This window comes from Streptomyces sp. NPDC107522 (genome assembly GCF_055657525.1).
In genome coordinates this window covers 282,030-299,341 of the sequence record NZ_JBVKAU010000007.1, presented here as the reverse complement: position 1 = coordinate 299,341, position 17,312 = coordinate 282,030, and the positions used below count along the sequence as shown (strand labels likewise).

Annotated in this window: 20 protein-coding genes; 8 read left to right on the top strand and 12 right to left on the bottom strand. The window is 70.8% G+C overall.

The features are described from left to right. Positions 1–23: 23 nt before the first annotated feature. From ACZ7L6_RS24705 to tsaB, 4 genes are read right to left on the bottom strand one after another with little or no spacing between them, the layout of a single operon-like run. On the bottom strand, positions 24–281 hold the full coding sequence (locus tag ACZ7L6_RS24705) for a hypothetical protein (RefSeq protein ID WP_471927320.1): 258 nt from the start codon (positions 279–281) through the stop codon (positions 24–26). Then, complete coding sequence (tsaD, locus tag ACZ7L6_RS24700) at positions 278–1,411, bottom strand: tRNA (adenosine(37)-N6)-threonylcarbamoyltransferase complex transferase subunit TsaD (protein WP_471927318.1); 1,134 nt, start codon at positions 1,409–1,411, stop codon at positions 278–280. Before tsaD ends, ACZ7L6_RS24705 begins: the two co-directional genes overlap by 4 nt. Further along, positions 1,404–1,892, bottom strand: a complete 489-nt coding sequence (gene rimI, locus ACZ7L6_RS24695; protein ID WP_471927528.1) for a ribosomal protein S18-alanine N-acetyltransferase — start codon at positions 1,890–1,892, stop codon at positions 1,404–1,406. Before rimI ends, tsaD begins: the two co-directional genes overlap by 8 nt. Before the next feature lie 26 nt (positions 1,893–1,918). Continuing rightward, positions 1,919–2,575, bottom strand: a complete 657-nt coding sequence (gene tsaB / locus ACZ7L6_RS24690) for a tRNA (adenosine(37)-N6)-threonylcarbamoyltransferase complex dimerization subunit type 1 TsaB (RefSeq protein ID WP_471927316.1) — start codon at positions 2,573–2,575, stop codon at positions 1,919–1,921. 114 nt (positions 2,576–2,689) lie between these two features. On the opposite strand from tsaB, the gene ACZ7L6_RS24685 reads away from it, so the two are divergent. Further along, positions 2,690–3,244, top strand: coding sequence for a hypothetical protein (locus tag ACZ7L6_RS24685; RefSeq protein WP_471927314.1), 555 nt, complete (start codon positions 2,690–2,692; stop codon positions 3,242–3,244). A gap of 129 nt (positions 3,245–3,373) precedes the next feature. Here ACZ7L6_RS24685 and ACZ7L6_RS24680 read toward each other — a convergent pair whose 3' ends face one another. The 5 genes from ACZ7L6_RS24680 to ACZ7L6_RS24660 form a co-directional block, all read right to left on the bottom strand. Beyond that, the gene (locus tag ACZ7L6_RS24680; protein WP_471927312.1) at positions 3,374–3,544 is read right to left on the bottom strand and encodes a hypothetical protein; all 171 of its coding nucleotides are present in this window, start codon (positions 3,542–3,544) and stop codon (positions 3,374–3,376) included. A 146-nt stretch (positions 3,545–3,690) separates the two neighbouring features. After that, positions 3,691–4,203: a tRNA (adenosine(37)-N6)-threonylcarbamoyltransferase complex ATPase subunit type 1 TsaE gene (gene tsaE / locus ACZ7L6_RS24675; protein WP_471927310.1), complete on the bottom strand. Its 513-nt coding sequence runs from the start codon at positions 4,201–4,203 to the stop codon at positions 3,691–3,693. Beyond that, positions 4,169–5,413, bottom strand: coding sequence for an alpha/beta fold hydrolase (locus ACZ7L6_RS24670; protein WP_471927308.1), 1,245 nt, complete (start codon positions 5,411–5,413; stop codon positions 4,169–4,171). Before ACZ7L6_RS24670 ends, tsaE begins: the two co-directional genes overlap by 35 nt. 155 nt (positions 5,414–5,568) lie before the next feature. Beyond that, positions 5,569–6,735 carry an alanine racemase gene (alr, locus tag ACZ7L6_RS24665; protein ID WP_471927306.1) on the bottom strand — a complete coding sequence of 389 codons (1,167 nt, stop codon included), beginning with the start codon at positions 6,733–6,735 and terminating at the stop codon, positions 5,569–5,571. 72 nt (positions 6,736–6,807) lie between these two features. Then, the gene (locus ACZ7L6_RS24660) at positions 6,808–7,839 is read right to left on the bottom strand and encodes a L,D-transpeptidase family protein (RefSeq protein WP_471927304.1); all 1,032 of its coding nucleotides are present in this window, start codon (positions 7,837–7,839) and stop codon (positions 6,808–6,810) included. A gap of 100 nt (positions 7,840–7,939) precedes the next feature. Between ACZ7L6_RS24660 and ACZ7L6_RS24655 the strand changes: the two genes are divergently transcribed. Continuing rightward, positions 7,940–8,311 carry a holo-ACP synthase gene (locus ACZ7L6_RS24655; RefSeq protein WP_471927302.1) on the top strand — a complete coding sequence of 124 codons (372 nt, stop codon included), beginning with the start codon at positions 7,940–7,942 and terminating at the stop codon, positions 8,309–8,311. A 57-nt stretch (positions 8,312–8,368) separates the two neighbouring features. Here the strand turns inward: ACZ7L6_RS24655 and ACZ7L6_RS24650 are convergent, their stop codons facing one another. Further along, entirely contained in the window at positions 8,369–9,508 is a 1,140-nt protein-coding gene (locus ACZ7L6_RS24650; RefSeq protein ID WP_471927300.1) for a hypothetical protein, read from the bottom strand. Positions 9,509–9,693: 185 nt separating this feature from the next. Between ACZ7L6_RS24650 and ACZ7L6_RS24645 the strand changes: the two genes are divergently transcribed. The 4 genes from ACZ7L6_RS24645 (at position 9,694) to ACZ7L6_RS24630 (ending at position 13,686) form a co-directional block, all read left to right on the top strand. Beyond that, positions 9,694–11,139, top strand: a complete 1,446-nt coding sequence (locus tag ACZ7L6_RS24645) for an NAD(P)H-hydrate dehydratase (protein WP_471927298.1) — start codon at positions 9,694–9,696, stop codon at positions 11,137–11,139. Positions 11,140–11,526: 387 nt separating this feature from the next. Continuing rightward, a complete protein-coding gene (locus ACZ7L6_RS24640) occupies positions 11,527–12,708 on the top strand; it encodes an FAD-dependent monooxygenase (RefSeq protein ID WP_471927296.1) in 1,182 nt (393 codons plus the stop codon). 283 nt (positions 12,709–12,991) lie between these two features. Next, positions 12,992–13,297 carry an ArsR/SmtB family transcription factor gene (locus tag ACZ7L6_RS24635; RefSeq protein ID WP_471927294.1) on the top strand — a complete coding sequence of 102 codons (306 nt, stop codon included), beginning with the start codon at positions 12,992–12,994 and terminating at the stop codon, positions 13,295–13,297. After that, positions 13,294–13,686 carry a VOC family protein gene (locus ACZ7L6_RS24630; RefSeq protein ID WP_471927292.1) on the top strand — a complete coding sequence of 131 codons (393 nt, stop codon included), beginning with the start codon at positions 13,294–13,296 and terminating at the stop codon, positions 13,684–13,686. Before ACZ7L6_RS24635 ends, ACZ7L6_RS24630 begins: the two co-directional genes overlap by 4 nt. 10 nt (positions 13,687–13,696) lie before the next feature. Here the strand turns inward: ACZ7L6_RS24630 and ACZ7L6_RS24625 are convergent, their stop codons facing one another. Continuing rightward, the gene (locus tag ACZ7L6_RS24625; protein WP_471927290.1) at positions 13,697–14,107 is read right to left on the bottom strand and encodes an ATP-binding protein; all 411 of its coding nucleotides are present in this window, start codon (positions 14,105–14,107) and stop codon (positions 13,697–13,699) included. A gap of 212 nt (positions 14,108–14,319) precedes the next feature. Between ACZ7L6_RS24625 and ACZ7L6_RS24620 the strand changes: the two genes are divergently transcribed. Further along, a complete protein-coding gene (locus tag ACZ7L6_RS24620) occupies positions 14,320–15,156 on the top strand; it encodes a helix-turn-helix domain-containing protein (protein WP_471927288.1) in 837 nt (278 codons plus the stop codon). A gap of 8 nt (positions 15,157–15,164) precedes the next feature. Continuing rightward, positions 15,165–15,377, top strand: a complete 213-nt coding sequence (locus tag ACZ7L6_RS24615; RefSeq protein ID WP_471927286.1) for a DUF397 domain-containing protein — start codon at positions 15,165–15,167, stop codon at positions 15,375–15,377. Here ACZ7L6_RS24615 and glmS read toward each other — a convergent pair. After that, the gene (gene glmS / locus ACZ7L6_RS24610) at positions 15,338–17,185 is read right to left on the bottom strand and encodes a glutamine--fructose-6-phosphate transaminase (isomerizing) (RefSeq protein ID WP_471927285.1); all 1,848 of its coding nucleotides are present in this window, start codon (positions 17,183–17,185) and stop codon (positions 15,338–15,340) included. The genes ACZ7L6_RS24615 and glmS overlap by 40 nt on opposite strands. Between the last annotated feature and the right edge of the window lie 127 nt (positions 17,186–17,312).

The window sequence follows — 17,312 nt, the reverse complement described above, 5'->3', positions numbered from 1 at the left end:
GCCGGCACTTCCCCGGCGCCCCGCTAGCCTTCCTCTACTGCCTCGAACCGCCACCGATGCACCGCGCGCGTGACCAACTCACCGTCGGGCTCGGGGATTTCGGGAAGTACGGCGTCGTAGTCCGCGTCCCACCAGGTGATGACGAGGACCCGGTCCTGCGGGGCGCGGAAGGTCTCCCGGCGCAGCGGCCGTACGGCCAGTTCCTGCGCCCGGGCCCAGGCGAGCAGTTCCTCGCCCCGCCCGGGAACCGCCCGCGCCTCCCACATCAACGCGACCGTCACGAGTAGAGGTTCTCCTTGCCGACCTCGTGCACATGGTCGTGACCGTGGTGGTGGGCATGACCGTGGCCGTGGCCCTCGTCGCCGAAATCCCCGGGCACATGAGGATCCGTCACCGGCAACGACGAGTCCGCCGAAAGGTCCCAGCTGGACGCGGTCCGGTTACGCGCCACCATCTCCGCGCCCAGCGCGGCCACCATCGCCCCGTTGTCGGTGCACAGCTTCGGCCGGGGCACCCGCAGCCGGATCCCGGCCGCCTCGCACCGCTCCTGGGCCAGCGCCCGCAGCCGGGAGTTGGCGGCGACACCGCCGCCGATCATCAGGTGGTCGACGCCCTCGTCCTTGCAGGCGCGGACGGCCTTGCGGGTCAGCACGTCCACGACGGCCTCCTGGAAGGAGGCAGCGACATCCCGCACCGGCACCTCCTCGCCCGCCGCCCGCTTGGCCTCGATCCAGCGGGCCACGGCGGTCTTCAGCCCCGAGAAGGAGAAGTCGTACGCCGGGTCGCGCGGCCCGGTCAGACCGCGCGGGAACGCGATCGCCTCCGGGTCGCCCTCGCGCGCGTACCGGTCGATGACCGGACCGCCCGGGAAGCCCAGGTTCAGCACACGGGCGATCTTGTCGAAGGCCTCGCCGGCCGCGTCGTCGATGGTCGCGCCCAGGGGCCGCACGTCGGAGGTGATGTCGGCCGACAGCAGCAGCGACGAGTGGCCGCCGCTGACCAGCAGCGCCATCGTCGGCTCCGGCAGGCTGCCGTGCTCCAGCTGGTCCACGCAGATGTGGGAGGCGAGGTGGTTGACGCCGTAGAGCGGCTTGCCCAGCGCGTAGGCGTACGCCTTCGCGGCCGAGACGCCGACCAGCAGCGCGCCGGCCAGCCCCGGACCGGCGGTCACCGCGATGCCGTCCAGGTCGCGGGCGCTCACCCCGGCCTCCTTCAGCGCGCGGTCGATGGTCGGGACCATCGCCTCCAGGTGCGCCCGGGAGGCGACCTCCGGCACGACACCGCCGAAACGGGCGTGCTCGTCGACGCTGGAGGCGACGGCGTCGGCGAGCAGGGTGGTGCCGCGGACGATGCCGACGCCGGTCTCGTCGCAGGAGGTCTCGATGCCGAGGACGAGTGGTTCGTCAGCCATTGATCTCGGTTCCTTGTACGGGAGTTCCTGGTACGGAAGTGGAAGGGTCGGTCAGTCGCATCACGAGGGCGTCGACGTTGCCCGGCTGGTAGTAGCCGCGCCTGAAGCCGATGGCCTCGAAGCCGAAACGCTCGTACAGCTTCTGCGCGCGGACGTTGTCCACGCGGCACTCCAGCATGACCTCGGCGCACTCGAAGGCGGTCGCGGCCCGCAGCAGTTCGGTCAGCAGCCGCCCGCCGAGCCCGGTCCCCCAGTGGTCTCGGGCGACGGCGATGGTCTGGATGTCGGCAAGGTCTCCGGAGGAGACGAGGCCGGCGTAGCCGACGATCCGCTCGCCCTCCTCGGCGACGAGATAGCGCCGCGTCGCCTCGGGCCCCCGCGAGTGGGCCAGCTCGGACCAGAACATGCCCCGGGACCAGGCGTCCTCGGGGAAGAGGTCCTTCTCCAGCTCCAGGACGGAGTCGATGTCCCACCAGCGCATCTCGCGCAGCACCGCTTGCACTTGTGTCACTTGGGGGTGACCACCTTGTAGTTCTTGGGGACCTGGGCGTCGGGCCGGCGCAGGTACAGCGGCCGGGGCGCGGGGAGTTCCTCGCCCGCCGCCAGTCTCCCGGCGGCCAGTGCGGCCAGCGCCGCCGCCGACACGTGCTCGGGCTCGTGGGCGCTGGGGAACGTGTCGGGGTACAGCAGCGCGCCCGCGCCGACGGCCGGCAGTCCGGCGACCTCGTCGGCGATGTCGGCGGGCCGGTCGACGGCCGGGTCGGTCAGGCGGGTGCGGGAGTCGGCGTACTTCGCCCAGTAGACCTCCTTGCGCCGGGCGTCGGTCGCCACGACGAAGGGGCCCTTCTCGATGTCGGCGGCGTACGCGAGGCCGTCGAGCGTGCACACGCCGTGCACGGGGACGCCGAGGACGAGCCCGAAGGTGTCGGCGGTCATCAGACCGACGCGCAGTCCGGTGTAGGGGCCGGGGCCGATGCCTACGACGACGCCGGTGACGGCGTCGAGCGTCACACCGGCCTCGGCGAGGACCCGGTCGACGGCCGGCAGCAGCAGCTCGCCGTGCCGGCGCGCGTCCACCTGGCTCGACGAGGCGATGACGTCCGTACCGTCGTGCAGCGCGACGGTGACGGCGGGGGTGGCGGTATCCAGAGCGAGCAAGAGCACGCAAACAGCCTACGGCGCTCACAGCCCCGGAAGCGCCGCCCCGACCCGGCGCTTGACGGCTGCTACGGTCGGACTTGATCACTCCCTACGGCTCGAACACTGAGGTGGGCGACGGTGGCAGGCAGCAGCTCCGGATTCGTGGCGTTGCTGACGGCGGCTGCCCTCGCGACCGTCGGATTCCTCGGCTACCAGGCCTCCGCCGGCGTTACGGCCGACCTGGGCAAGCCCCGTGCCAACGGCTCACCCGAGGTGAGTACCGCCAAGACCGCCCGCCACGGGAAGGACCCGGCCGCACTGCCCGTCGGCTCGGGTACGGGTGTGCGGGTCGTGTACTCGGTGGGCGGCAAGCGGGTGTGGCTGGTGGGCGAGGGCGACACGGTCAAGCACACGTTCCGCGTGACCCCCGGATCGGTCGACCCGGCGCCGGGTGTCTACACGGTGACGTCCCGCTCCAACACGGTCACCGGCTCCGACGGCCGCCCCGTCGAGCACGTCGTCCGCTTCACCACCGTTCAGGGCATCACCATCGGTTTCAGCGCCGCCGTCGACGGCACGACGCCCCCACCCGACCCCGCGGTGAAAACGGGCGGCATCCGCGAGACCCGAGCCGACGGCAACGCGATGTGGGAGTTCGCGACGATCGGCCGAACGGTGGCAGTGATCCCGTAGGCAGGTCAGGGAGCGGTCAGGGCAACGCCCTAAAGGGGCGCGGGGAACTGCGCGACCGGCCACGACGGCGCCGCACCCGCCGGACGACACATCGCGACACCCCCTGTCGCGGCATTTCAAGCCCAGCGCTCACGCAGCTTTGCTGTGACCGTGCCCGGCGGACGGCCGAACCGCCTCCGGCTCAGGCGACCTCGGCGGCGTGGAGATCACGCTCGCCGCGACACCGGCCGCCAGCAGATCACGCATGGACACCCCGGCAACCACATGCGGCTGCTGGACCTTGTTCTCTGAGGCCGACATGGACGCCTCCTGGGACCGGGAGGGACGTAGTTAGGTACACCTAACTACGGACTGGCTACCATGTGACCACGCGCAAGACCGCGAACGCAACATCTTGCCGACGTCTTGTCGGAATGTTCATGCAGGCAAATGCGGCCGCTGCCCCCTCACGCGGACAGCACGCTCAGATCCACCGCCGCCCACCGCTCCCCGAGCCCGGTCACCGTGACATGCCGCACCTCGTCGGTGGTGTCTCCGACGGCCCGGTGGATCACGACCTGCAACCGCTCCTCGGTCAGCTCCTCGACCTTGCCCTCGCCCCACTCCACGACGATCACCGACTCGGGCAGCGAGACGTCGAGGTCGAGGTCCTCCATCTCGTCGAGCCCACCGGACAACCGGTACGCGTCGACGTGCACGAGCGGCGGCCCGTCGCCGAGGGAGGGGTGCACACGGGCGATCACGAAGGTCGGGGACGTGACCGCTCCCCGCACCCCCAGCCCCTCGCCGAGCCCCCGCGTCAGCGTCGTCTTGCCCGCGCCGAGCTCCCCGCTGAGCATCACGAGGTCGCCGGCGCGCAGCACCTTGGCCAGGCGGCGGCCCAGCTCCCGCATCTGGTCGGGAGAAGTGACGGTCAGCTCGATGTCACCCGCGTTGTGCGGTGCTGCTGGTGCTTCCATAGCCACTTACGGTAGCCCCTGCGGGCACGGCACCCGCACGGGTGAGCAGGTCGGCCAGCCGGTCGGTGACGACTTCCGGGTGCTCCAGCATCACCAGGTGCCCGGCGTCCGGCACGAGCACCAGCTCGGCGTCCGGCAGCAGGTCGGCGATCGCCTCGCTGTGCTCGCTGGGCGTGACGAGGTCGCCCACCCCGGCCAGGACGAGCACCGGCAGGTCCGTGAAGTGGGCCAGCGCCTCGGTCTTGTCGTGGTCGGCGAAAGCCGGGTAGAACTCCGCGACCACGTCGATCGGCGTCCCCTCGATCATCCGCTCGGCGAACCGCGCGACGGCAGGGTCGACGTCCCGGGACGAGAACGAGTACCGCTTGATGATCCCGGCGAACAGGTCGGCGGTGGCCCGGCGCCCCTTCTCCACCAGCTCGGCCCGCTGCCCCAGCGCCCTGAGCACGCCCGGCAGCACCCGCCGAATGGCATTCACTCCTGCGACGGGCAGTCCGAAGTTGACCTCGCCGAGATTCCCGGACGACGTACCGACGAAGGCGGTGGCGACGACCCGGTCACGGATCAGCTCCGGGTACTGGTCGGCCAGCGCCATCACCGTCATCCCACCCATGGAGTGCCCGACCAGCACGAGCGGCCCCTCCGGCGCGGCCGCGTCGATGACGGCCTTCAGGTCGCGCCCGAGCTGCTCGATGTCGACGTGGATGCCGTCCTGCGTCTGGGCCACGCCCCGTCCGGACCGGCCGTGGCTGCGCTGGTCCCAGTGCACGGTGCGCACGACGCCCCGCAGCGCGGCGCGCTGGAAATGCCAGGAGTCCTGGTTGAGGCAGTAGCCGTGGCTGAAGACGACGGTGACGGGGGCGGGAGCCTTGCGTCCGAAGAGGCGTCGACGGCGCGGGGTGAGGGCGGGGGCGGCGTCGGGGTCGATGTCGTCGACCTCGTAGTACAGCTCCGTGCCGTCGTCGGCGTGCGCCTTGCCGGGCGTGCCGCGCAGCGAGCCGTACGGTCCCGCCGAGTCCAGGGCGAGCCGGGCCTTCTGCCGCATGCCGCGGCCCACGGTCATCCGCTCTATGGCGACGCCGGCGGCCGCGCCGGCCGCGATCACGCCTATCGCGGCACCGGCGATACCCGTCGCCCTGCGCCAGTTCGCGGCCGCCCCCGTGGCGGAGGCGACGGCCGCGACCGCGGCCTCCGCACTGCTCTCGCTCACGTACCGCTCCTCTTCGCTGGGTGATGCCCGTGGTTCAGTCCGGTGCCGCTACGGGTTACCCGTCTCGTTCCTCATTCACATAACCGCATTCGGACGGACGCATCACATTGCCCGCGTCACATAGCCGCATCACGAAGACGCATCACATGGACGCATCACTCGGACGCATCCTTATAGACGCGTGGAACGCGCGTTCCGATCCGTGTGACGATTTCGTACACGATGGTGCCCGCGGCCTGCGCCCAGTCCTCGGCGGTGGGCTCGCCGCGGTCGCCGGGCCCGAACAGCACGGCCTCGGCGCCCGGCTCGGGCTCGTCCCCGCCCAGGTCGACGACGAACTGGTCCATGGCGATCCGTCCCGCGACCGTACGCCACTTGCCGCCGACCAGGACAGGCCCCGCCCCCGAGGCGTGCCGCGGGATGCCGTCGGCGTAGCCGAGGGGGACCAGGCCGAGGGTGGTCTCGCCGGGGGTCATGTAGTGATGGCCGTAACTGACGCCGTGGCCCCCCGGCACGTGCTTGACCAGCGCGAGGGACGCCGACAGCGTCATCACGGGCCGCAGCCCGAAGTCGGCGGGACTGCCGAGCTCGGGGCTGGGTGAGATGCCGTAGGTCGCGATGCCGGTGCGCACCAGGTCGAAGTGGCTGTCGGGGACGGTGAGCGTGGCGGGCGAGTTGGCGATGTGCCGCACCTCGGGCCGCACGCCCCGCGCCTCGGCGTACGCGAGCATCTCCCGGAATTGGGAGAGCTGGGCGGCGATGGACGGATGGCCCGGCTCGTCGGCGCAGGCGAAGTGCGACCAGAGCCCGGTGATCCGGATCAGCCCGTCGGCCTCGGCCCGCAGCGCCTCACCGACCAGCTCGGCCCAGTCGTCACCCGGCTGGCAGCCGTTGCGCCCGAGCCCGGTGTCGGCCTTGAGCTGCACGCGCGCGGGGGCGCCGGCCTGCCGGGCGGCCTCGGTGACCTCCCGCAGGGCCCACATCCCGCTCACGGAGACGTCGAGATCGGCCTCGATCGCCTCCCGCCAGGGCCCGCCCGGTGTCCACAGCCAGCACATGATCCGTACGTCGTCCAGCCCGGCGGCCCGCAGCACGAGGGCCTCCTCCGGCGTGGCCGTACCCAGCCAGCCGGCGCCCGCGTCCACGGCCGCGCGGGCACACCGCACCGCCCCGTGGCCGTACGCGTCCGACTTCACGACGGCCATCAGGGCCGCGCCCGGCGCATGGGCGCGCAGGCTCCGCACATTGGCCCGCAGGGCGGCCAGGTCGATCTCGGCGCGGGCACGCAGGGGGGCGGTCCGCAGGGCTGCTGTCTCTGTCATCGCGCCCCCAGTGTCTCAGAGGGGTACGACAGCGCCGCCGCGCCGGGAGCCATCACCTACTCCTCCGACGACCTACTCCTCCACCTTGCGTCCCCACACGTACACCCGGTCGCCCTTCTTCAGCACCCGCCACAGCTTCCGGGCGTCGCCCAGGGTCATGTTGACGCAGCCCATCGAGCCGACGGGGGTGAAGATGTTGCCGTAGATGCCGTGGAAGGCCTGGCCCCCGCTGAAGAACTGGGAGTAGGGCATGGGGCTCTTGTACAGGGACGACACATGGTTCTTGTGCCGCCAGTAGACGGCGTGCCACCCGGTGCGCGTCCCGTACCCCTCCCTTCCGCTCCGGATGGGCACGGGCCCGAAGACGACGTCCTTGCTGTCCTGCACCCAGGTCAGCTGCCGGTCGAGGTCGACACAGGCGACCCGGTACCCGCGCACCGGGCACTTCTTGGCGGCGTTCGGGTTGTTCCCGGCGGAGAGGAGCTGCATGGTGGCCCATGTCACAGGCCCGGCGTACCCAATGGCGGGTTTGATCCTGTGCTTCTTCTGAAAGGCGCGGATGGCCCGGCAGTCGGCGGCCGACTGTTCCCCGTCGACTCGCAGCTTCAGCCAGCGCTCGACCTCCCGCTGCTTCACCCCCGTCTCCTCGCTGCACTTCACGCCCCCGAGGGCGTCGATGGGATCGACGTACTCCACGCGGTCGTCCGCCCCCTCCGGCGCGTCCTGCGGCTCGACGGCGTCCTCCTCGGCGCTGGGCTTGTACACCTTCGGCTCCAGGGCCTGGTCGGGCGTGTCCATCTGCCAGGCCGGGAACAGGTTCAGGGGGATTCCGGGCACGAGCTCTGGGGTCTCCGGTCCGGAGGCCGGGGGTGCGGGCTCGGCCTGCGGTCCGGAGGCGGGGGGCGCAGGGTCGGCCTGCGGTCCGTACGCCGGAGGTACGGGGTCGGCCCGCGGAACGAAAGCCGGAGCCGCGGGCTCGGCCTGCGGTCCCGAAGCCGGGGGTGCGGGGTCCACGGGTTCCGCCGTGGCGCTACCGACCGGCAGCAGGGCGGCCCCGGCGAGCAGTACGGCGATGCTCCCGCATGCGATACGTCCGGTGATCATTGGCTCAGGGAAGCGTGCGGCCCTGCCCGTGCGGGAGGCGCCGCGCGGCGGGGTCACTCTTTCGAGGAGCCACTTTCCGAGGACCCATAGGGTGCTCGGCATGAGCATCATCGGGGTCGGCATCGACGTGGCCGAGATCGACAGGTTCGAGGCGGCGCTGCACCGCACACCCGGGCTGGCGGAACGGCTGTTCGTGGCGAGCGAGTTGCTGCTGCCCAGCGGCGAACGCCGGGGCGTGGCCTCCCTCGCGGCCCGGTTCGCGGCGAAGGAGGCCCTCGCCAAGGCGCTGGGCGCACCGGCGGGCCTGCTGTGGACGGACGCGGAGGTCTACGTCGAGGACAGTGGCCGCCCACGGCTGCGGGTGACGGGGACGGTGGCGGCGCGGGCGGCCGAACTGGGCGTGGAGTCCTGGCATGTCTCGCTGAGCCATGACGCCGGGGTGGCGTCGGCGGTGGTGGTGGCGGAGGGCTGAGCCACACAGGTCGGGGTCGAGCCTCAGCCACCGTATGCCCGGCCGGCGGCGGCCGGCTCAGCAGATCGACTGGCTGCTGTTCACCCGGGTGATGTTCCGGAACGTGGTGTTCTCACCGCAGGGGCTCTCCCTGATCGACGAGTTGGTCACCGTCAGGTTCTGGACGGTGATGTCCCGGTTGTTCGGGAACTCGGAGCGCGCCGCCAGCCGCAGTTCGCCGCCGCCGGTGATGGAGCCGCTCTGGGCGGCGAGGCTGACGTTGTAGCAGTTCTCGATCAGGACCGAGTTGTTGCCGGTGTGGGAGAGGGTCACCCGGTCGATGACGGCCCCGCCGCTCTCGGACACGCAGAACACGCCGCGCCCGCCGCCCCGCGCGACGACCTCGCCCACCCGGATGTTGGCCGGGTAGGAACTGCCGACGCGCCCGTTGCGGTTGGCCATGCGGAAGGCGGCGTAGCCGGTGCCCGTCCCCGCGTTCTCCGCGTCGACCTTGTTGACGGTGGCGTTGATGGTCTGGTTGAGCAGCAGGCCCGACTCGCCCACGTTCCGCGCGGTCACCGTCCCGATGGTGAGGCCGTCGACGCCGTACGTCTCCACGGCGTGGCTGGAGGCCCCGGAGACATGGACGTTGTCGATCCGGACGTTCCGCGTCCACTGGCTGGTGTCCCCGCGGTTGTCGATCCGCACGCCGAGTCCGCCGGAAAGACGCATGTCGAGCTGCCCGAGCACGGCATGCTGAACATTGCGCAGGAAGACGCCGTACAGCGGGCTGCCCGTGAGGTTCAGGTGCTGGACCTCGACGTCCCGGGTGCCGCGCGAGTAGACGGGCGCCTGGTCGCCGGAACCGCTGCCGGTGACGTTGATGGTGCCGCAGACGTCGAGCACGGTGTAGCTGGGCAGGGAGATGCGCGACCCGGCGGACATGGCTCCCGAACCCCGCACCACCACGCGCTCCTTGGCGGTACGCCCCGAGGTGAGGCTGTTCACGGCCGCCTGGACGGCGGCCCGCAAGTCACCGCCCGAGTAGACGGTGCTGCTGCCGCGCCGCGCGGTCCAGGTGCCGCCGCTGAGCACGGCCTCGGCCTGGTAGGAGCCTTCACCGCAGGCGGCGGCGACGGCGGGGGTGGGGGCGGTGAGAGTTCCGACGGCGGTGAGGAGTGCGGCTGTGCGGCCTTTCAGTACGGCTCTGCGTGCCATGAGGGGGCTTCCTCTCATCGAACCGGTCTCATCGAACGGAATTCATCGACCGATCTCGTCGAATCCGTTTCGACTGAATCGATTCACCCTGTGGGGGCCGGCGAGTTTGGCAAAGGCACGGCAAAGCGTCAATGGATGCCACGGGGTTCGCCGCGCACACAAGCGCGTGCGGAAGACTCGGTCGTATGCGGAGTGCGTACAGCGTGGAGACGGTAAGGGCGGCCGAACGGGAGCTGATGGCACGGCTTCCGGACGGCGCGCTGATGCAGCGCGCGGCGGCCGGACTCGCCGCCGCCTGCGCGGATCTGCTGGGCCGGGTGTACGGCAGCCGGATCGTGCTGCTGGTCGGCAGCGGCGACAACGGCGGCGACGCCCTGTACGCCGGGGCCCGACTGGCCAGGCGCGGGGCGGGCGTCACCGCCGTGCTGCTGACGCCCGAGCGGGCGCACGCAGGGGGGCTCGCGGCGCTGCGCCGGGCGGGCGGCCGGACGGTCGGCACGGGCGCCGCCGGGGAGTCGGCCGAGGAGTTGATCGAGCGCGCGGACCTGGTCGTGGACGGGATCGTCGGGATCGGCGGCAAGGGCGGGCTACGGCCGCAGGCGGCACCGCTGGCCGCGGCGGCCGAGCGGTCGCGGGCCGCGGTGGTCGCCGTCGACCTGCCGAGCGGCGTGGACGTGGACACGGGTGAGGTGCGCGGCACGGCGATGCGCGCCGACCTGACGGTCACCTTCGGCACGCACAAGCCGGGCCTGCTGATCGATCCGGCGCGGGAGTACGCCGGGGTGGTCCGGCTGGTGGACATCGGGCTCGACCTGCCGGCCCCGGCGGACCTGGAGGCGCTCCAACACGCTGACGTGGCACGGTTGTTGCCCTTGCCGGCGGCCGAGACGGACAAGTACCGCCGAGGAGTTGTCGGCATCGCGGCGGGCTCGGGGAGGTACCCGGGCGCCGCCGTGCTCGCGGTCGCGGGGGCGCTGCGGGGCGGCGCGGGGGCCGTACGGTACGTCGGCCCGGCCGGGGACGCGGTGATCGCCCGGTTCCCCGAGACGCTGGTGTCGGACCGGGGACCGAAGAAGGCCGGGCGCGTCCAGGCGTGGGTCGTCGGCCCGGGCGCCGGGGACGACGCGGCGACGGTGGCGGAGGTGCTGGCGACGGACGTCCCGGTACTGATCGACGCGGACGGGCTGCGGCTGGCGGACGCGGAGGCGGTACGGGGCCGTACGGCACCGACCCTGATGACCCCTCACGCCGGTGAGGCGGCGGCGCTGCTCGGTGTCTCCCGCGAGGAGGTCGAGGGGGCTCGGCTGGCTTCGGTACGGGAGCTGGCGGGGCGCTATGCCGCGACCGTGCTGCTGAAGGGGTCGACGACGCTGGTGGCCGACGCCGGGGGCGCCGGTCCGGTCCGGGTCAATCCGACGGGGACGTCCTGGCTGGCCACGGCCGGGAGCGGCGACGTGCTGTCGGGGTTGGCGGGATCGCTGCTGGCGGCGGGGCTCCGGGCCGTGGATGCTGCGAGCGTGGCGGCGTATCTCCACGGCCTGTCCGCGAGGTTCACGGCGGACGGGGCACCGGTGGGGGCGCATGACGTTGCCGAGGGGATTCCGGGGGCTTGGCGGGATGTACGGGGTTGAATTCCGGGCGCTTGACGGGATGTACGGGGCCGAATTCCGGGCGCACGACACGATGAACGGGGCCGAACTCCCGGCGCACGACACGATGTACGCGTCTGAGGGAGGCGCGATACGACGGCCCCCGCACCTGCGCGCGCGGCCACCGAGGCGGCCCGCCGCACCGTGCCGCGACTCCCGCCCGCGCCTCCTGCCGCCGAGGCAGCCCGCCCCGCCCTGCAGCGGCTCCCGCACGCCTCCCCTGCCACCGAAGCAGCCGGTGCGGAGCGCGCCGCCGCGCGGCTGCTGCCACCTCCGCCCCTCCCCCTCCCGACGGCCCCGCCTCCCTCTCCGCTCACACGCCCTCGCGCCTGTCGCCCTGGCGCCTTCGTGCGACTGCGAGGCCATGACATGAGGGCGATCGTCGTCGGAGCCGGCATCGGAGGACTGGCGGCCGCCCTGAGCCTGCGCCGCGCCGGGTGCGAGGTGACCCTCGTCGAGCAGACCCCCCGTTTCACCGAGGTCGGTGCCGGGATCCAGCTCGCGCCCAACGCCACGCGGGAACTGCGCCGGCTGGACGTGCTCGGCGCGGTCGCCGCACAGGCCGCCCGCCCGTCCCACGTGAGCTTCCACACCTGGTCGGACGGGGCGGAGATCTGCCGCTACGCGCTGGGCCGCGAGGCCGAGGAGGAGTTCGGGGCGCCGTACCTGCTGCTCCACCGGGCCGATCTGCACGGCGCGTTGGCCGCCGCGGTGCCGCCCGAGTCGGTACGCCTGGACACGACCGTCATCGGCATCGACCAGGAGGACGACTCGGCCCACGTGATGACGGCGACCGGCGAACGCCTGAACGCGGACGTGGTCGTGGCCGCGGACGGGATCCGCTCCCCGGCCCGCCAGTGGCTCTTCGGCAAGGACGAGGCGGTGTTCTCGGGAACCGCCGCCTACCGAGCCCTGCTCCCGTCCGACGAGGTGGCCGACCTGGACCTGCCCCCGCTCGCCGCCTGGCTGGGCCCGGACCGCCACTTCGTCCACTACTGGGTGCGCCGCGGCGAACTGCTCAACGTGGTGGCCGTGTTCAGCACGGAGACGACGGCGCAGGAGTCGTGGACGGCCAAGGCGGAACCCGGAGGGCAACTGCGCGAGTTCACCGGCTGGGACCCCCGGGTCCGCACGGTCCTCGAACGCGCCGGCCAGGTCCTCCGCTACGGCATCTACACCCGCACCCCGCTCCCCCGCTGGAACCTCGGCCGAGTCACCCTCCTCGGCGACAGCGCCCACGCGATGGTCCCGTTCCAGGCCCAGGGCGCGGCCCAGGCGATCCTGGACGCGGCAGTACTGGGCGACGTCCTCAAGGACGCGACCCCGGCCGACGTACCCGACGCGCTCGACCACTACGCCCGCCGCCGCATCTCGGCCGCCACCAGCATGCAGGCCGCCTCGGCCCAGGCGGGCAAGGACTTCCACCTGCCGGACGGCCCGCAGGCCCAGGCACGCAACGCCCGCATGGCGGCGTACGCGGCGGAGCACAGGTTCCTGCCGCAGGCACCGGCGTGGAGGGCGGACGTCCTGGCCAGGCAGCCGGAACCGTGAGTGCGGCACGCGCCAGGCCGTTCCTTCGGATCACCGCCGGGCCGACGCTGGCCCCCGTGGCTCGTCTCGCGGTGGACCGTTTCGGACGTGCGGCCCACTCGCCCTACTCCAGCAGGCGTTCCGCGTCATTCGGTACCCCCGAAAAGGGGACGTCGGGCCACCGTGTGGCGGCCCACGCGTCCAAGCCGACCTCCAGAACGGCGTCGATGACGACCTGCGGCGGGCGGTAGCCGTGGGCTGGCTCGATTTGATAGGCAAGCGTTCACTTGCCTATCCTGGGGGTGTGCCCGACGACCTCTTCAAAGCCCTGGCCGACCCCACCCGCCGCACCATCCTCGACGAGCTCACGGAGAAATCCGGACAGACGCTGTTCGAGATCTGCTCGCGGCTGAGCATGAAGCATCAGCTCGGCATCTCACGCCAGGGCGTCTCCCAGCACCTCGCCGTACTGGAGGCCGCCGGACTCGTCGAGACCAGACGGGAGGGCCGCTACAAGTTCCACGACCTGAACACGGCCCCGCTGCGGCAGATAACCGAGCGATGGCGCGTGCCCGAAACCGCATCAGGACCCGAGGAGAGCACCCCATGAAGATCCACCTGACCAGCGTCTTCGTCGACGACCAGGCCAAGGCCGAGCACTTCTACACCGAGATCCTCGGCTTCGCGAAGAAGCACGACGTCCCCCTCGGCGGCGGGGCCCGTTGGCTGACCGTCGTCTCCCCCGACGAGCCCGACGGCACTGAACTCCTCCTGGAGCCCGCAGGCCACCCGGCCGTCAAGCCCTACCGCGACGCACTCACCGCGGACGGCATCCCGCTCGCCCAGTTCGCCGTAGACGACGTACAGGCGGAGTACGACCGCCTGCGCGCCCTCGGCGTCCACTTCACCCAGGAGCCCCTGGAGATGGGCCCCGTCACCACCGCCGTCCTCGACGACACCTGCGGCAACCTGATCCAGATCGCGACCAAGCCGCAGTAGCCGTGGGCGTTCACGCCGCCGACGTCAGCTCGCACCACACGTATTTGCCCCGATTGCCGTTCCTGGTCAACGGCTGCCAGCCCCACAGATCGGAGCAGGCCCGCACCAGCGCGAGCCCTCGCCCTTCCTCGGCCTCCCCGAGCCCCTCCAGCTCCCGTGGAGGCTCCGGAGGTTCGGGGTCCGCATCCCACGCTCCGATCCGCAGCACCCCGGCCGACCAGCGGACCCGTAGTGCGGCGGGCCCTTTGGTGTGGCGTACGGCGTTGGCGACCAGCTCGGCGGCCAGGAGTTCGGCGGTGTCGACGAGGCTGATGAGGCCGTGCAGGGTGAGGATCAGGCGGAGGGTGCGGCGGGAGACGGTGACTGCTCGGACGTCGTTCGGGATGTAGAGGGTGTACTCCCAGGGTTCGGTTTCGGGCATGGGTGAACTCCGTTCGTTTGATGGGAAGTTGCGGTCGTCGTCAGGCCGGTGTCATTGCCGCAGCCGTCATGGCAGGACGGGGCGGTGCGCTTCCGCTGCGTGTGCGACGCATCACTGACGGTACGGCTTACATGCAATACGGAGCAAGCCGATCCCGTAATCTGACCCCGAACGAGCCGCATCGGCGGACGTGTTGAAACAAGGAGCAACTGATGGTTCTGAGGCGCGAACCGACTGCACGTCAGATGCGCCTGGCGACGGAGTTGCGCAAGATGCGAGAGGCGGCAGGGCTCACCACCATCGAGGCAGCAGCACTGCTTGGGGTGAATCGAGTCCAGATCAGCCAAATCGAGTCCGGGGTCGCGGGCGTGAGCGAACAGCGACTGCGCCGCCTCGGGTCTCACTACGCCTGCACGGACGAGGAGTTCATCAACGCACTGGTCGCCATGGCCACGTACCGAACACGCGGCTGGTGGGAGGATTTCCGGGGCTTGCTACCCACGTCGTTCCTGGACCTTGCGGAGCTGGAGCACCACGCCACATACCTGCACGAGGTTGCAATCCTGTACGTTCCAGGCCTACTTCAGACGGAGGACTACGCCCGCGGCGTCTTCTCCTCCAGAGTGCCTGAACTCGCCGACGACGAGCTTGAGTTGCGCCTGCGACACCGAATGCGACGCCAGCAGATCAACATCCCGTACGAGTTGGTGATCCACGAGTGCGCCCTGCGCATCAGAGTCAGCGACCGGGCCGCCGCCCGGGCCCAACTCACCAAACTCGTGGAGTTCTCCGAAACCGACAACATCACCGTGCGTGTCATCCCGTTCGACCTGGACGATTTCGGCAGAGCAGCCAGCACCATGACGTACGTCGGTGGCCCCCTCCCCAAGCTGGACACCGTCGTGCGCGACGTGCCCCACGGCTTGGCCTTCATCGACTCCGAAGCACAGCTCAGCGCCTTTCGAACGCGCTTCCGTAAAGTGGAAGCTGTATCACTCGACCCCGAACGGTCGCGTGACTTCATCAACCGTCTGGCGAAAGAGCTGTGAGGCACCCCGTGGAGAACTGGCGGAAGTCGTCCTACTCAGGCCCCGACGACGGCAACGCCTGTGTGGAAATCGCGAACTCAGTCACTCAGGTCGCCATCCGCGACTCAAAGGCCCCGGCCAGGGCAACCCTCACCTTCCCGGCCGGAGCCTTCACCGCATTCCTCGACGCCCTAAAGCCGGCTCACTCCACCGTCACCGACTTCGCCAGGTTCCGAGGCTGATCCACCTCGTTCCCCCGAGCGGTGGCCAGCTCACAAGCGAAGACCTGAAGCGGCACCGTAGCGACGAGCGGCTGCAACAACGTCGGCGTAGCCGGAATCCAGATCAAGTGATCCGCATACGGCACCACCGCCTCGTCCCCCTCCTCCGCGATCACGATCGTCCGCGCACCCCGAGCCCGGATCTCCTGAATGTTGGACACGATCTTGTCGTGGAGAACCGACCGCCCCCGAGGCGAAGGCACCACCACGACCACCGGCAGATCGTCCTCGATCAAGGCGATCGGCCCGTGCTTCAACTCGCCCGCCGCGAACCCCTCGGCGTGCATATAGGCGAGCTCCTTGAGCTTCAGCGCCCCCTCCAGGGCGACCGGATACCCCACATGCCGCCCCAGGAACAGCACGGTGTTCTTCGAGGCGAGCCCCCGCGCCAGCTCCCGCACCGGCTCCATGGTCTCCAGCACCCGCTCGACCTCGCCCGAGATCTGCGACAGATCCCGAATGACGGCACCGATCTCATCACCCCACTTGGTGCCCCGCACCTGCCCCAAATAGAGCGCGACGAGATAACAGGCGACGAGCTGCGTCAGAAACGCCTTGGTCGACGCAACCGCGACCTCAGGCCCGGCATGCGTGTAAAGCACCGCATCCGACTCACGAGGAATCGTCGAACCGTTGGTGTTGCAGATGGCCAGCACCTTGGCGCCCTGCTCACGGGCGTGCCGTAGCGCCATGAGGGTGTCCATGGTCTCGCCGGACTGCGAGATGGCGATCACCAGCGTCTGCTGATCCAGGATCGGATCCCGGTACCGGAACTCACTCGCAAGCTCCACCTCGCACGGAATCCGCGTCCAGTGCTCGATGGCGTACTTGGCGATCAACCCGGCGTGGAAGGCCGTACCGCAGGCAATGACGACGATCTTGTCGACCTCCCGCAGCTCGGAGGCGCTGATCCGGACCTCGTCCAGCGTCAGTGAGCCGGCGGTGTCGATGCGCCCCAGCAACGTATCGGCGACCGCCTTGGGCTGCTCGGCGATCTCCTTGAGCATGAAGTAGTCATAGCCCCCCTTTTCCGCGGCGGCGGCATCCCAGTCGACGCGATACGACCGCACGTCGGCGGGACGACCGTCGAAGCCAGTCACCGTCACACCATCCCGGCGCAGCTCCACGACCTGATCCTGCCCCAGCTCGATCGCCGACCGCGTGTGGGCGATGAACGCGGCGACGTCCGAGGCGAGAAAGGCCTCACCTTCCCCAACGCCCACCACCAGCGGCGAGTTCCGCCGCGCGCCGACAACGACATCGGGCTCGTCGGCATGCACGGCAACAAGCGTGAACGCCCCCTCCAGCCGCCGGCACACGAGCCGCATTGCCTCGGCGAGATCGTCACAGGCCGAGAACTCCTCGGCAAGGAGATGAGCGACCACTTCGGTATCGGTCTCGGAGGCCAGCTCATGCCCCCGCTCCTCCAACTCGGCCCGCAGCCCGGCGAAGTTCTCGATGATCCCGTTGTGCACGACGGCGACGCGCCCGGCGTTGTCGAGATGCGGATGGGCGTTGGCATCCGTCGGCCCCCCGTGCGTGGCCCACCGCGTGTGCCCGATCCCCGTGGTCCCGGTCGGCAGCGGCCGCTCGCCCAGCTCCTTCTCCAGGTTCTCCAGCTTCCCCGCCTTCTTGGCCCCGGCCAGCCCCCCGTCCGCCAGCACGGCAACACCGGCCGAGTCGTACCCCCGGTACTCCAGCCGCTTCAGCCCGGCCATCACGATCTCAAGTGCCGACTGCGACCCCACGTATCCCACGATTCCGCACATGCGGGGCAGCCTACGACCGAACTCCGTTCAGAAACGGCCGAAGCGTGCCCGATTTCGGAAATTCCCGCGGCAGTACGAACACCCCGACGACCGCATCCCTCACGACCGCCACCCCCAGCACCGCCCT